This window comes from Pseudenhygromyxa sp. WMMC2535 (genome assembly GCF_011083025.2).
The window spans coordinates 3,559,256-3,572,750 of record NZ_JABJWV010000001.1; the positions used below are offsets into that span (position 1 = coordinate 3,559,256).

The following is a 13,495-nucleotide window of genomic DNA, read 5'->3' on the forward strand; positions in this document are numbered from 1 at the left end:
CTTTGTGCTGGTCGGGGGCTCGTTCGCGACTGCGACTGCGACTGCGCCTCGGCGGGCGCTCGTCGGCGAGAGGGGCTGCGGCCTCAGTCGCCCGTGTCGACGCGAGACAGGCTCATGGTGATCGCGTCGAAGCGCTCGAGGGCCGCCTCGCGCTGGTTTGCGGGGGCCATGCCGACGCCGAACCAGTAGTACCCAGATGGCTCGAAGAGGATCACGCAGTAGACGAAGGTGTCGCCGATCGACTCCACGCTGCTGCCGAGGGCCACGTAGCCGTCGAGGCCGTCGACCTTCACGGGGGTGAAGGGGGCGTCGTCGAGGGTCGGCGCGGGGCTGGGGAGCGCGGCGATGCGCACGCGCAAGAAGGCCTGCTTGGTGGCTTCGTCGTCGACCTGCGCTGGAGAGAGCGACGGCCCGAAGCTGAACATGACGTTGTTTTGTCCGCTCAGCTTGGGGATTCCGGTGTTGGTCAGGAGCAGCGTGTCGGACATGCGGTTTGCGACTTTTAGGCCCTGGAGGTCACCGAGGCGAAAGCCGAGGCCCTCGAGGGGATCGACGGTCGCCTCGGGGTCCCACTGTACGGAGGTCACCGCGCGCTCGAGGATGGGGAGCTCGGTGGCGCAGTACTGCGGCAGGCAGGTCCCCATGACCTGGATGCTGCGGGTGTCGTCGCCAAACAACCACATCCACTTTTGGACGGTGCCCGAGGGGATGGCCTGCTCGATCCGCAGGAGCGTCCCGGGCTTGGCGGCCTGAGGATGCTCGTGTGCTTCGACGACGCGAATGCCGTTTTCGGCGAGGCGCTCGTGCATGGTGAAGGTCTCGGCGAGGCTGGCATAGGGGATGTCGAAGGACATGAGCATCAGCGAGCTGCCGTGGACTGGATCGGTGAAGCCGTCGAAGTTGGCGGCGACCTCGAAGCCAGGGGGTGGGATCAGGCTGACGCTGGTCCCCAAGATGCGCTGTCGCTCGCCTTCGGTGCCCTCGCGGTCGCTGTCCCCGGCAGGGTTTATGTCGGCTTCGCGCTCGGCCTGCTCGGCCTGCTCGGCCTGCTCCGCGGGGGGGACGGTCTCGCTCGTCTCGGCCGGGCTCGAGCACGCGCTCGCGCTCAAAAAGCCGGACAGGGAGATCAGACAAAGGCCCGCACGAACACGCGCGCTCACTCTGGGGTCTCGGGTGGTGTCCACACCGAAGCATCGCCCTCGTCGCCGGCCTCGTGCAAGCGCAGCCCGCCCTCGTCCTGCTTGTAGGGCCCGTACTCGGCGAGCATGCGCACGTGGTCCTCGATCGCCGCCGCCTCCTCGCGCAGGAATTCACGCACGCCGCGGTCGAGGGCCGGGTGGCGCATCCAGTGGGCCGAGTGACAAAGCGAGGGCATGAAGCCGCGCAGGAGCTTGTGCTCACCTTGGGCCCCGGCCTCGAAGAGCGGCAGCCCGCGCTCGATGCAGCGCTCGATGCCGGCGTAGTAGGCCGCCTCGAAGTGCATGAACTCGATCTCCTCGTCGCAGCCCCAGTAGCGGCCGTAGAGGCCGTGCTCGCTCTCGAAGAAGATCGCCCCGGCGAGGGGCTCGCCGTCGCGGCGGGCGGCGAAGAACTGCAGGCGTTCGGGGCACAGCTCGGCCACGGCCTGGAAGAAGCCCGGGCGCAGGTACTCGCGGCCGCCGTAGAGGTTGACCGTGCGCCGGTAGAAGCGGTCGAGGGCGGCGAGGTCCCCGGGGCCGAGCTCGGTCCCCGGGACGAAGCCGCAGCCGTCGACGGCGGCCACGGCCCGGCGTCGCTCCTTGCGGATCTGCTTGCGCTTGCGCGAGGTCAGCGTGGCCAGAAAAGCGTCGAAGTCGGCGTAGCCTTGGTTGCGCCAGTGGAACTGGTAGCTGCGCCGCGCGGCGAAGCCCTCGTCCTCGAGCAGGCGGCGCTCCTCGTCCGTGCAAAACAGCCAGTGGATCGACGAGCAGCGCCGCTCGTCGGCGAGCTCGCGGACGCCGGCGATCAGCCGCCGGGCCACGGCCTCGCGCAGCGCGGGGTGCTCGTCGAGCTGCGGGTGCAGCAAGATCCGCTTGCCCGTCGCCGGCGTGGCCGGGGCGGCGACGACGAGCTTGGGGTAGTAGGGCAGGCCGTTGGCCATGGCCGCCCGGGCCCACTGCCAGTCGAAGATGTACTCGCCGTAGCTGTGGGTCTTGATATAGGCCGGCACGGCGCCGAGGAGTTGCCCCCCAGCTGGGCTGGAGCCCTCGCCCTCGCTGCCCCCCTGATCGGGGGAGGAGGAGCGCGCGTTTGGGAGCTCGCTATAGACCAGGAGGTAGTGGGGATCCCAGCCCGAGGCGACGCTCGTCGAGCCCGAGCGCTCGAGGGCTCGGAGGAAGCCCCACTCCAAAAATGGCGAGGGACGGTGATCCAGGGCGTTCCAGCTAGCGCAGTCGACGCCCTCGAGGCTGGGGAGCTCGCGAAGGGTCAGATCCACCAGGTCGAGCATTACCTTCATTCGCCTTGGCGCAAACCCCGAGCGCGCCATCGCCCGGCACGAAGCTTCGCCGAGCTCGCGCTATCATGACGGGGCTGGTCCTGCGGCCGGTTTTGCGATCCATGACCGACAAGCGCAAAGAGGAACCCCAACGTGGCGTGGCGCTCAAGACCCGCCAGGAGCGCCGCACCAAGCGGCCGCGCATGTTCCGCGTGCTGCTCCACAACGACGACTATACCCCCATGGACTTCGTCGTCCGTCTGCTCCAGACGGTCTTTCGTCACAGCGAGTCCAAGTCGACGGAGATCATGCTCCACGTCCACAACAAGGGCGTGGGCGTGGCCGGTGTCTATACCCACGAGATCGCCGAGACCAAGGTCGCCCAGACCCACATGCTCGCGCGTCAAAACGAGTGCCCCTTGATGGCTTCCATGGAGCCGGAGGACGACGACGATGCTGAGTCCTGAGCTGCGTGAGACCCTCGACTCCGCGATCCAAGATACGCGGCGTCGCCACCACGAGTACATCACCCTCGAGCACCTGTTGTTGGCGCTGCTCGACGACCCCAACGCCCGCGAGGTGCTCCAGGGTTGCAACGCCGACATCGAGGCCCTGCGCGTCGAGCTCGAGGCCTTCCTGGACGAGCACGTGCCCAAGCTCGACCCCGAGCTCAACCCCGACGGCGAGGTCCAGCAGACCGTCGGCGTCGGCCGGGTGCTCCAGCGCGCCGTGCTCCACGTCCAGGGCGCGGGCAAGGCCGAGGTCACCGGGGCCAACCTGCTCGTCGCGCTCTTCGCCGAGCCCGAGTCCATGGCGGTCTACCTGCTCGAGCAGCAGCAGGTCCGCCGCCGCGACGTGACCTTGTACATCTCCCACGGCATCGGCAAGGCCGGCAAGCGGGCGGCCCCGCGGGCTCGACCCACGGGCGCGCCGCGGGGCGAAGACGACGACGAGGGCGTGGCCGAAGATCCGCTCTCGGCCTACGCCGTCGACCTCGCGGCCCGGGCCGAGCGCGGCGACATCGACCCCCTGGTCGGTCGCGAGCAAGAGGTCACGCGGCTGATCCAGGTGCTGTGTCGCCGGCGCAAGAACAACCCCGTGCTCGTCGGTGAGCCCGGCGTGGGCAAGACCGCCGTGGTCGAGGGCCTCGCCCTCGCGGTCCACGAAGGTCGCGTGCCCGAGGTCCTCGTCGACGCGCACATCTTCGCCCTCGACATGGGCTCGCTGCTCGCCGGGACCAAGTTCCGCGGTCAGTTCGAAGAGCGGCTCAAGGCCGTGATCGAGGCGATCGAGGAGCAAGAGGGCGCGATCTTGTTCATCGACGAGATCCACACGGTGATCGGCGCCGGGGCGACCTCTGGGGGCTCCATGGACGCGAGCAACATGCTCAAGCCGGCGCTCAACGCCGGGCGGATCCGCTGCATCGGCGCGACCACCTACAAGGAGTACAAGAGCTTCGACCGCGACCCGGCCCTGGCCCGGCGCTTCCAGAAGATCGAGATCGTCGAGCCGACCGAGGACGAGACGATCCTGATCCTCGAGGGGCTCAAGTCGGCCTACGAGGCCCACCACAACGTGCGCTACACCCCCGAGGCCATCGAGCAGTCGGTGCGCCTGGCTCACAAGTACCTGCGCGATCGTCACCTGCCCGACTCGGCCATCGACGTGATGGACGAGACCGGCGCGGCGGCTCGCCTGGGCCGCCTCAACCTCGGGGAGTTCCTGCGCGGGGATCTCCTCCACGAGGGCGAGTCCGAAGACGCCGAAGACGAGTCCGAGGGCGAGTCCGAAGACGAGGGCGCCGTCGCGGGCAAGATCGCGGCGGTCGATGTCGACATCGACGTCGACTCCGAGTCCGGCGACGAGGCCGAGTCCAGCCAGGCCGCCGCGCCCGCTGGCGAGCGCCTGCACCTGTCCGTGGGTGAGACCACCGCCCTCGAGCGCCGCGCCCCCGGGCCCATGGTCAAGACCGGCGAGCCCGCCAAGCGCGAGGCCGCCAAGGACGAGACCGACCCCGACGAGCCGCTGGTCATCGACGTCCCGCAGGTCGAGGAGGTCATCGCGCGCATGGCTCGGATCCCGCCCAAGAGCGTGTCGAGCGACGACCGCGAGGTGCTCAAGAACATCGACGAGGGCCTGCGCCAGGTCATCTTCGGCCAGGACGACGCCGTCGCGGCGGTCACCAAGGCGATCAAGCGCGCGCGCGCGGGCCTGGCTCGGCCCGACAAGCCGATCGGCTGCTTCTTGTTCGCCGGGCCGACCGGCGTGGGCAAGACCGAGCTCGCCCGTCAGCTCTCGCGCCTGCTCGGCATGCCCTTCTTGCGCTTCGACATGTCGGAGTACATGGAGAAGCACAGCGTCAGCCGGCTGATCGGCGCCCCGCCCGGCTACGTCGGCTTCGACCAGGGCGGGCAGCTGACCGACACGGTGACCAAAAACCCGCACTCGGTCGTGCTCCTCGACGAGATCGAGAAGGCCCACCCGGACATCTTCGCGGTGCTCTTGCAGGTCATGGACAGCGCCACGCTGACCGACACGACCGGCAAGAAGACCGACTTCCGCAACGTCATCTTGATCATGACGAGCAACGCCGGCGCCTTCGAGATGACCCAGCGCAAGATGGGCTTCGGGGCCGACGACGCCATCGACTCCACGGCCAACAAGGCGCTCGAGCGCACCTTCAGCCCGGAGTTCCGCAACCGCCTCGACAAGGTCGTGACCTTCGGCCAGCTGCCCGAGCCGGTGATCGAGAAGGTCGCGGACAAGATGCTGCGCGAGCTCGAGATTCAGCTCGCCGAGCGAGACGTTCGCCTGACCTGGACGCCGGCGGCGCGCGACTGGATCGCGCGCAAGGGCTACGACAAGAAGTTCGGCGCGCGCCCGATGGCCCGGGTCATCGACGACAACATCAAGGCGGCGCTCGTCGACGAGCTGCTCTTTGGTCAGCTCGAGGGCGGCGGCGCCGTCGAGGTCGACGTCGACCGCGGCAAGGACGAGCTGAGCTTCGGGTTCACGGCCCGGGCACCCGAGGCCGAGTCCGCCGAGTAGCGCCCGTCCTCGCTTCGAGGCCCCAGCAGCCCGCGCATAGCCACTCTCGGCCATGCGCGGGCGCTCGCATGCGCCCGCACGAAGGCGAGGGGGGTACCATCCCCGAGATGAGCAGGACGCCGATCCCTCCCAAAGGCTCCCCCGCCCAAGACGTACTCGAGCGCCTCGAAGGCTTCCGCGCCGCGGACCTCGACTGGCGCTCGGGCAAGGTCTGGGCCTACATGTACGATCCCGGCGAGGAGTCCGAGGCGCTGATCAAGCGCGCCTACATGGCCTACCTCAGCGAGAACGGCCTCGACCCCACGGCCTTCCCCAGCCTCGTGCGCCTCGAAAACGAGGTCATTGCGATGGCCGCGGCCCACGTCGGCGGCGACGAGCAGACCGTCGGCAACTTCACCAGCGGCGGGACCGAGAGCATCATCTTGGCCTGCAAGGCCGCCCGCGACTGGGCCCGGAGCAAGCGCCCCGAGCTCGCGCGCTCGGCCCAGCGCCCCAAGATCGTGCTCCCGAGCACGGCCCACGCGGCCTTCCACAAGGCGGCCCACTACCTCGACCTCGAGGTCGTGCTCGTCGACGTCGACCCGGACACCTTCAAGGCCGACGTCGCGGCCATGGAGGCGGCGATCGACGAGCACGCGATCATGATCGTCGGCTCGGCGGTGTCCTACGCCCACTGCGTGATCGACCCGATCCCCGAGCTCGCCGCCCTGGCCAAGGCCAAGGGCCTGTGGATGCACGTCGACGGCTGCATGGGCGGCTTCTTGCTGCCCTACTTCCGTCGCCTCGGCCGCGAGCTGCCCGACTTCGACCTGCGCGTCGAGGGCGTGTGCTCGATGTCCATGGACTTGCACAAGTACGCCTTCGCGGCCAAGGGCGCGTCGGTGATCCTCTACAAGCACAAGTCGCTGCGCCGCCATCAGATCTTCACCTGCGCCAACTGGACCGGCTACTCGATCACCAACGCCACGGTTCAGTCGAGCAAGTCCGGCGGGCCCGTGGCCGCGGCCTGGGCGATCCTCCAGCACGTCGGCGACGACGGCTACCTCGAGATCAGCCGCCAGGTGCTCGAGGCGACCGAGAAGGTCACCAAGTTCGTCGACGAGCACCCGGACCTCTTCCAGCTCGGGTCCACGGACATGAACCACGTGTCCTTCTCGTCGAAGCGTGTGCCGATCTTCCGCCTCGCCGACGCGGTCAATGAGCGCGGCTGGTACGTGCAGGTCCAGCTCGGCTATCGCTGGCAGGGCGGCGAGTCCCCGGCCAACATCCACCTGGTCATCAACCCGGCCAATCTGCGCTGGCTCGACGCGCTGCTCGAGGACATCCGCGCGTGCATCGAGGAGGTCCGCGACAGCGAGCCCAGCCCGCTGACCAAGACCCTCGAGCAGACCCTCGCCCAGGTCGACCTGACCAACATCGACGACGAGACCTTGCGCCAGATGATGGCCATGGTCGGGATCACGCCGGGCTCGGGCTCGGTGCCCAAGGTCGGGGCCGAGATCAACGAGGTCCTCGACATGCTCGAGCCGGCCGCGCGCGAGCGCGTGTTCACCGAGTTCATGAACGAGCTCTTCGTCTGAGCCGCCATATGGGTCCAATGGTGCGCGTATTTCCAGATTGCGCAATCTGCCACAATTGCGTGGTCTGGAATCATTGGACCCAGGAATTGGACCCAGGATAAGAGGCGCGCTCATATGCGGACCGCGCGTCATGGTTGAGAGCGCATAGACGAAGGGCGACCAATCGATGATTGGTCGCCCTTCGCCTTTTGCCGATCGTTGAAGGTTTGAGTCGAGAAAATCAGGCCTGGGCGCGAGGTGCGCGACCCGGCTCGATCTCCAGGGTCAGGGCGCCCTCGAACAGGGACAGGGCCTCACGGGTGAGCCAGACGAGGTCGCGGCGACCACCGTCGGAGTACCAGTCGGCCATGGTGGCACGCATGGCGCCCCACAGCGCGCCGGCGATCTGACGAGCGCGACGGCGACCGAGGTCGCTGGGCTCGTGCACGCTGGCGAGCAGCGCGTCGGAGATCGCCTGCTCCCACTCCATGTCCTGCTGGCGCTCCTGCTTGCTCAGGGAGGGCGAGGACTCGATGATCTGCGCGCGAGCGATGACGCGATCGCGGTCTTGCATCAGCTGCTCGGCCGAGGCCAGGCAGGCGCGGCGGACCGCGGCGAAGGCGGTCTCGCCAATCGCGCGGCGCTCGAGGGCGGCCTTGAACTGCTCGAGGCGTTCGCTGTCGTTGACCAGCAAGAGCGCGTCCTTGGTCGCATAGTAGCGAAAGAAGGTGCGGCGAGAGACGTTGGCCGCGCGCGCGATCTCGGCCACGGTCGTGGCCTCGTATCCCTTGGTCTGGAACAAGTCGAACGCGGCCCGCGCGAGTGCATCCCGGGTCTGATCCTTCTTGCGCTCGCGCAAGGCGACCATCGAGAGCTTCTGCGAGGGCTCTTGATGAAATGAGGCACCAGATGTCAGGTTGCTGGCGTGGCTGTTCAGTTCTGTCATGGCGGGCATCCGGGCATTGGTGTCCGCAACGTGGTGACAGAGTTCATAAAAAAAAGCCGCCCGAAGGCGGCTCATATAGAAACCCTGGTCCAGACTGGCCCAATGGCCAACTGACCGGGCCTTGGATCAGTGCGCGGATTTTTCCGCTTTTTGATCCGCCGATTGGGCCTGGTCGGCCTGCTCGACCTGGTCGGCCTGCTTCTTGGCGGCGGCCTTGGCCGGGTTGATGTGCGGCGCGATCACGACGGCCACGATCGTCATCAGCTTGATGAGGATGTTGAGGCTGGGGCCGGCGGTGTCCTTGAAGGGGTCGCCGACGGTGTCGCCGATGACGGCGGCCTTGTGGCGCTCCGAACCCTTGCCGAGGTTCTTCTCGTGGTCGCGCTTTTGGTCCTCGACCTGCTTCTTGGCGTTGTCCCAAGCGCCGCCGGCGTTGGACATGAAGATCGCCAGCATCACGCCAGAGGCGAGGGTGCCGGCGAGCAGACCGCCGAGGGCGTGGGGCGACCAAAAGCCGATGATCAGCGGGGCGGCGACGGCCAGCAGGCCGGGGGCCACCATGCGGCGGATCGAGGCCTGGGTGGAGATCGCCACGCACTTCTCGACCTCGGTCTTCTTGCCCGCGGCCTGGACCTCGGCGTCCTCTTCCTCGGTCAGCGCGCGGTCCTCTTCCTCGGCCTTGGCGACCAGGTTGAGGGCCTTGCGGAGCACGGGGATCTCGCGGAACTGCCGACGGACCTCTTCGATCATGTCCATGGCGGCGTCGCCGACGGCCTTCATGGCCATCGCCGAGAACAAGAAGGGCAGCATGCCGCCGAGCAGCAGGCCGATGAGGACCGCGGGATCGGTGAGCAGGATGTCCGTGTTGCCCAGGGCGAGCTTGCGGTAGGCCGCGAACAGCGAGAGGGCGGCGAGGGCGGCCGAGGCGATGGCGAAGCCCTTGCCGATGGCCGCGGTGGTGTTGCCGACCGCGTCGAGGTTGTCGGTGCGCTCGCGGACCTCACCGGGGAGGCCGCTCATCTCGGCGATGCCGCCGGCGTTGTCGGAGATCGGCCCGTAGGCGTCGACGGCCAGCTGGATGCCGGTGGTCGAGAGCATGCCGAGGGCGGCGAGAGCCACGCCGTAGAGGCCGGCGTAGAGGTTGGCGACGTAGATCGCCGCGACGATCAGCAGGATCGGGATCGCCGTGGACTCGAAGCCCACGCCGATGCCGGCGATGATGTTGGTCGCCGGGCCGGTCTTGGACTGCTCGACGATGCTGTTGACCGGCTTGCGGCCCTTGGAGCAGTAGTAGCCGGTGACCAGGCCGATGATCACGCCGGCGACGAGGCCGACGACCATCGGGTAGAACAGGTGCAAGGTGCCCAGGGGGCTGTCGAACTCCGCGAACTGGATGCCGCCGCCGGCGGACTGCACGAAGAAGTCGATGATGAAGTAGGAGCAGACCAGCATCACGCCAGCGGCACCGAAGGCGCCGGCGTCGAGGGCGAGCTGCGGGTTGCCACCCTCCTTGGTGCGGACCACGAAGGTGCCGACGATCGAGACCACGATGCCCACGGCGGCGAGCACCAGGGGCAAGAAGGTGGCCTCGAAGGCGCCGTGCATGGCGATCGCGCCGAGGATCATCGCGCCGAGGATCGAGCCGACGTAGGACTCGAACAGGTCGGCGCCCATGCCGGCGACGTCGCCGACGTTGTCGCCGACGTTGTCGGCGATGGTCGCGGGGTTGAGGAAGTGGTCCTCGGGGATGCCGGCCTCGACCTTGCCGACGAGGTCGGCGCCGACGTCAGCGGCCTTGGTGTAGATGCCGCCGCCGACGCGGGCGAACAGCGCGATGGACGAGGCGCCCATCGAGAAGCCCGCGAGCACGTTGATGACCTTGGAGAACTTCACGCTCTCCGAGACCGAGTCGAGGGCCGTGATGTCGACCTCGAACTGGCCGATGTACAGCCAAAAGAGCGAGCCCATGCCGAGCAGGGCCAGGCCGACGACGCTCATGCCCATGACGGCGCCGCCGCGGAAGGCGATCTGCAGGGCCGGGGGCAGGCCGGTGCGCGCGGCCGCGGCCGTGCGCACGTTGGCCAGGGTCGCGACGCGCATGCCGAAGAAGCCGGCGAGGCCAGAGGCGCTCGCGCCGAGCACGAAGGACAGGGCGACGAGCGGGCTCGAGGTCTCCTCGGTGCGGTTGAGGAAGTAGAGGCCGATGGCGACGAGGGCCACGAAGCCCGCGAGCACGATGTACTCGGCGCGCAGGAAGGCCATGGCGCCGCGCTGGATCTGCAGGGCGATCGCCTTCATCCGCTCGTTGCCGGCGTCGCGCCCCTTGATCCAAAAGGAGGTCACGGCGGCGTAGATCAACGCCAGCACGCCGGCCACCGGGATGGCGAGAAGCAGCTGTTGGGGGTTCACGATGGTTTTCCTTACAAAGTGGCTCGCCCGCTCACGAGGACCCCTTGGGGGCTCGAGTCGCGGGCGAAGAATCCGAGGGTTGATGGAACTTGTTCATGGCCGAGGGCAGGCCCTCGGTGAGTAGACAGGTCAGGGCCTGCGCGGCCCGATCGACGAGCTCGCCGACGAACATGGCGTCCTCGCCCGAGAAGTTGGCGAGCACCCAGTCGGCGACCTCGCCGTGGCGCGGCCGACCCACGCCCACGCGGACGCGCAGGAAGCTGGGCTTGCCGAGGTGCTTGATGATGTCGCGCAGGCCGTTGTGGCCGCCGTGGCCACCGCCGCGCTTGAGCCCGACGCGACCGAACTCGAAGTCGATCTCGTCGTGGACGACGACGACGCGATCGAGGGGGACGTCGTGGTAGTCCATGGCCGCCCGGACGCTCTCGCCCGAGCAATTCATGTAGGTCTGGGGCTCGATGACCAGGCAGCGGCCGAGGCCCGTGAGCCGCGTGCTCGCGACTTGGGCCTTGAACTGCGAGCGCCAGGCCACCGGGCCCGCGCCCGGTGTCTGATGAAGCTCCACCCAGCGCTCCACGACCATGAAACCGACGTTGTGCCGGTTCTCGGCGTACTTCGGCCCCGGGTTCCCGAGACCGACGATCAGCCAAGGAGAGTCGTCCGACATCGTTGCACGCGCGGGGGGAGCAGGAGGGCAGGGTGGAGAGGGCCGCCGGGGCGACTACTTCTTCTTCTTCTTGTCGTCGGCGCCCGCAGCCTTGGCCGCGCGCGGCGGGTCGACGGTCGCCACGACCACGTCGGGGTGCTCGAGCAAGGTCGCGTTCTCGAGGCTCAGATCCTTCATGCGCAGGGTCTGACCGGCCTGGAGGGGGGTGACGTCGACGGCCAGTTTGACGGGGATCTGGGCCGGCTTGGCGGAGACCCGGACGGTGCGCTGGTAGGTCCGCAGCTTGCCACCGGCGACCACGCCCACGGCGCGACCGGAGTACTCGACGGGGATCTTGGTGACGACTTCGTTGTTCGGGTCGACACGCAGGAAGTCGACGTGCAGGAACTCGTCGCGGATCGGGTCGGCCTGGTAGTCGGTCAGCACGCACTGCTCGACGCTGGTCGAGTCTCCACTTTGGATGTTCAAGGTGAAGAAGGTGTTGAGCTTGCGCCGGGGGTCCATGGCCCGCCGCAGCTCGCGGGGGCTGATGGTGAGCATCACGTTGCCCTCGCCCTTGCCGTAGAGCACGCCGGGGATCAGGCCCTGGGCGCGGAGCTTGCGGGCGACGCCCTTGCCGGAGTTCTCGCGGATCTGGACGTTGAGCTTGCCGATTTCGGACTCGGTCATGTTGTCTGTCTCTCTCGTCCCCGCGGCAGCGCTGCCGCGGGTTGGTTGCGGGGCCGTCGGATAGGTGCTTCTTGGTCCACTCGGACCGGCTCGCCGCCGACGCACGCCCTGGGTACGGTTGGCCGCTGTCTACTTGCGCATGGCCGCTAGTCCAAGTGCACGGGGGGCGGGGCCCTGTGAGATCCCTCGCCGCTCGGCGCGGGGTCTGGCGTAGCGGAGGCGACGCCATGGACGCTCAGGCGCGCAAATGCCACACTCCGGTGATGGCGAAGGCACACGCTAAGACGATCGCGCTCGCGCTGGCGGGTTTTTGTACCTTTGGGCTGTGGAAGGTCGGGAGCGCGCTGTTCGCTGACGACGGCGCGCAGGCGGCCAAGCACCTCGTCAACCGCCCCTGGATCGATCATGTCCCCGAGGACGGGCGTGACATGATCGGCCACCTGGTGGTCCTCGAGCACCCCAAGGGCCACTTCGGGGCCACGGGCCGGTCGTCGAGCTGGCGCCACCGGGTGGAGGTCTTCAAGTGGGAGCAGCACGGGGACGCGCTGCACTTCTTCTTCCCTCAAGATCGCGTGCGCTCGGCGGTCGAGGTGCGGACCTGGGCGTGCAAGGGCGAGGCCCCGGCGCCCTTCGACCTGTGCCTCGAGCTGAGGGCACGCAACGGCAGGAGCATGACGCTCTACAGCCGCAAGGACTGGGAGATCGACGTTCGTGACGTGGGCGGCTCGCTCGCGGCCCTCGACGTGCCCGGCCTGGGCGAGGGCGCGCTCGTGGAGCTCGACGAGGGCGCGGCCGAGGCCCTCGAGGCCCTCGATGGGGAGTCCTGGGAAGCGCGCGAGCTGGCGCTCTGAGGGCTGCGCCCTGAAAAATACGCCTCGCTACTGGTCTATTGGCGAGGCGCCGAGACGACAAAGCCCGCGAAGTTGAGCTTCGCGGGCTTCGTTCGTCTCGCGGCCTGATCAGACCTGATCAGACCTGATCAGGCCTGATCAGCTCAGATGACCTCGGGCGCCGTGCCGAGGACCTGCTCTTCGGTCTCGAGGGTGCCGTCGCAGTTGCCGAGGCTCGCGTCCTCGTAGACGCTGGAGCGGGCGCCCTGGATGTAGAGCAGGCCGCAGCCGCCCTCGGCGAAGGGGTCGCTGGTCGAGCAGCGCCGGCAGGTCCAGTTGGAGGTGCTGGTGTCGCAGACGAACTCTTCGTCGCAGAAGTAAGACCGGCAGAACTGATCCATGACGTCCTGGCCAGCGATGTCGGCCCCGCCGACGTCGGGCGGGTAGATCGCGGGCAGAGGGTCGTTGGGGTCGTCGCAGACCCCGTCTTCGCGGAGCTCGAGGCCGGCCTCGCAGCTGCCGCCGCTGTTCAGGCAGCCGCGCTTGCCCCGGTTCTCCTCGGTGCAGGCGACGTAGGCGGCCTTGGCATCGACGGCGTCCTCGTAGAGGGTCACGAAGGGGTGATCGCCGTCGTAATTTTGCGGGTTGCAGCCGATGACTTCGAAGTCCGCGGCGCAGACCTTGTCGGAGTTGTCCTGGTCCTGGCCGTCGCCGAACACACACTGCGAGCGGTAGCGGTTGTCCTCGATGTCCGGGCAGTCCTCGGTGTTGTTGCAGCGGACAACGCCGTCGTCCCCCTCGTCGGGGACCAAGATGGCCGTGCATGCGCTGACGGCGAAGCCGGCGGTCAACAGGAGGGCGGAGGCGAAGGGGCGACGCGTGAGCATGGCAGCTGTTTCGAACGCGAGCCGT

11 protein-coding genes are annotated in these 13,495 nt (G+C 68.3%); 4 read left to right on the top strand and 7 right to left on the bottom strand.

Features of this window, described 5'->3' with window-relative positions:
* Positions 1-83: 83 nt before the first annotated feature.
* Both G6O69_RS13925 and G6O69_RS13930 read right to left on the bottom strand, forming a co-directional pair.
* On the bottom strand, positions 84-1,184 hold the full coding sequence (locus tag G6O69_RS13925; RefSeq protein WP_176396821.1) for a hypothetical protein: 1,101 nt from the start codon (positions 1,182-1,184) through the stop codon (positions 84-86).
* Positions 1,157-2,467: a GNAT family N-acetyltransferase gene (locus tag G6O69_RS13930; RefSeq protein WP_172308229.1), complete on the bottom strand. Its 1,311-nt coding sequence runs from the start codon at positions 2,465-2,467 to the stop codon at positions 1,157-1,159. The genes G6O69_RS13925 and G6O69_RS13930 overlap by 28 nt, the downstream gene beginning before the upstream one ends.
* Positions 2,468-2,577: 110 nt before the next feature.
* On the opposite strand from G6O69_RS13930, the gene clpS reads away from it, so the two are divergent.
* The 3 genes from clpS to G6O69_RS13945 all read left to right on the top strand — a co-directional run bounded on the left by clpS (position 2,578) and on the right by G6O69_RS13945 (position 7,083).
* Complete coding sequence (gene clpS, locus G6O69_RS13935; RefSeq protein WP_172303988.1) at positions 2,578-2,922, top strand: ATP-dependent Clp protease adapter ClpS; 345 nt, start codon at positions 2,578-2,580, stop codon at positions 2,920-2,922.
* Positions 2,909-5,503 (top strand): AAA family ATPase, encoded by a 2,595-nt coding sequence (locus G6O69_RS13940; RefSeq protein WP_172303989.1) that lies wholly within the window; start codon positions 2,909-2,911, stop codon positions 5,501-5,503. Before clpS ends, G6O69_RS13940 begins: the two co-directional genes overlap by 14 nt.
* Before the next feature lie 107 nt (positions 5,504-5,610).
* A complete protein-coding gene (locus tag G6O69_RS13945) occupies positions 5,611-7,083 on the top strand; it encodes an aspartate aminotransferase family protein (protein WP_172303990.1) in 1,473 nt (490 codons plus the stop codon).
* A 220-nt stretch (positions 7,084-7,303) separates the two neighbouring features.
* On the opposite strand, the gene G6O69_RS13950 is transcribed toward G6O69_RS13945, so the two are convergent.
* From G6O69_RS13950 to G6O69_RS13965, 4 genes are all read right to left on the bottom strand, one after another.
* Complete coding sequence (locus G6O69_RS13950; protein ID WP_346017142.1) at positions 7,304-7,930, bottom strand: TetR family transcriptional regulator; 627 nt, start codon at positions 7,928-7,930, stop codon at positions 7,304-7,306.
* A 204-nt stretch (positions 7,931-8,134) separates the two neighbouring features.
* Positions 8,135-10,417, bottom strand: a complete 2,283-nt coding sequence (locus G6O69_RS13955) for a sodium-translocating pyrophosphatase (RefSeq protein ID WP_172303992.1) — start codon at positions 10,415-10,417, stop codon at positions 8,135-8,137.
* A 31-nt stretch (positions 10,418-10,448) separates the two neighbouring features.
* Positions 10,449-11,084, bottom strand: coding sequence for an aminoacyl-tRNA hydrolase (pth, locus tag G6O69_RS13960; protein ID WP_172303993.1), 636 nt, complete (start codon positions 11,082-11,084; stop codon positions 10,449-10,451).
* A 54-nt stretch (positions 11,085-11,138) separates the two neighbouring features.
* Positions 11,139-11,753, bottom strand: a complete 615-nt coding sequence (locus tag G6O69_RS13965; RefSeq protein WP_172303994.1) for a 50S ribosomal protein L25 — start codon at positions 11,751-11,753, stop codon at positions 11,139-11,141.
* 263 nt (positions 11,754-12,016) lie between these two features.
* Between G6O69_RS13965 and G6O69_RS13970 the strand changes: the two genes are divergently transcribed.
* The gene (locus G6O69_RS13970; protein WP_172303995.1) at positions 12,017-12,604 is read left to right on the top strand and encodes a hypothetical protein; all 588 of its coding nucleotides are present in this window, start codon (positions 12,017-12,019) and stop codon (positions 12,602-12,604) included.
* Between the two features lie 143 nt (positions 12,605-12,747).
* Here G6O69_RS13970 and G6O69_RS13975 read toward each other — a convergent pair whose 3' ends face one another.
* Positions 12,748-13,470, bottom strand: coding sequence for a hypothetical protein (locus tag G6O69_RS13975; RefSeq protein WP_172303996.1), 723 nt, complete (start codon positions 13,468-13,470; stop codon positions 12,748-12,750).
* Positions 13,471-13,495 lie beyond the last annotated feature (25 nt).

Coding starts and splice junctions, on each gene's coding strand:
- pth (WP_172303993.1), bottom strand. CDS start 11,084: ATGTCGGACGACTCTCCTTGGCTGATCGTCGGTCTCGGGAACCCGGGG.
- G6O69_RS13940 (WP_172303989.1), top strand. CDS start 2,909: ATGCTGAGTCCTGAGCTGCGTGAGACCCTCGACTCCGCGATCCAAGAT.
- G6O69_RS13945 (WP_172303990.1), top strand. CDS start 5,611: ATGAGCAGGACGCCGATCCCTCCCAAAGGCTCCCCCGCCCAAGACGTA.
- G6O69_RS13930 (WP_172308229.1), bottom strand. CDS start 2,467: ATGCTCGACCTGGTGGATCTGACCCTTCGCGAGCTCCCCAGCCTCGAG.
- G6O69_RS13965 (WP_172303994.1), bottom strand. CDS start 11,753: ATGACCGAGTCCGAAATCGGCAAGCTCAACGTCCAGATCCGCGAGAAC.
- G6O69_RS13975 (WP_172303996.1), bottom strand. CDS start 13,470: ATGCTCACGCGTCGCCCCTTCGCCTCCGCCCTCCTGTTGACCGCCGGC.
- G6O69_RS13950 (WP_346017142.1), bottom strand. CDS start 7,930: ATGGTCGCCTTGCGCGAGCGCAAGAAGGATCAGACCCGGGATGCACTC.
- G6O69_RS13970 (WP_172303995.1), top strand. CDS start 12,017: ATGGCGAAGGCACACGCTAAGACGATCGCGCTCGCGCTGGCGGGTTTT.
- clpS (WP_172303988.1), top strand. CDS start 2,578: ATGACCGACAAGCGCAAAGAGGAACCCCAACGTGGCGTGGCGCTCAAG.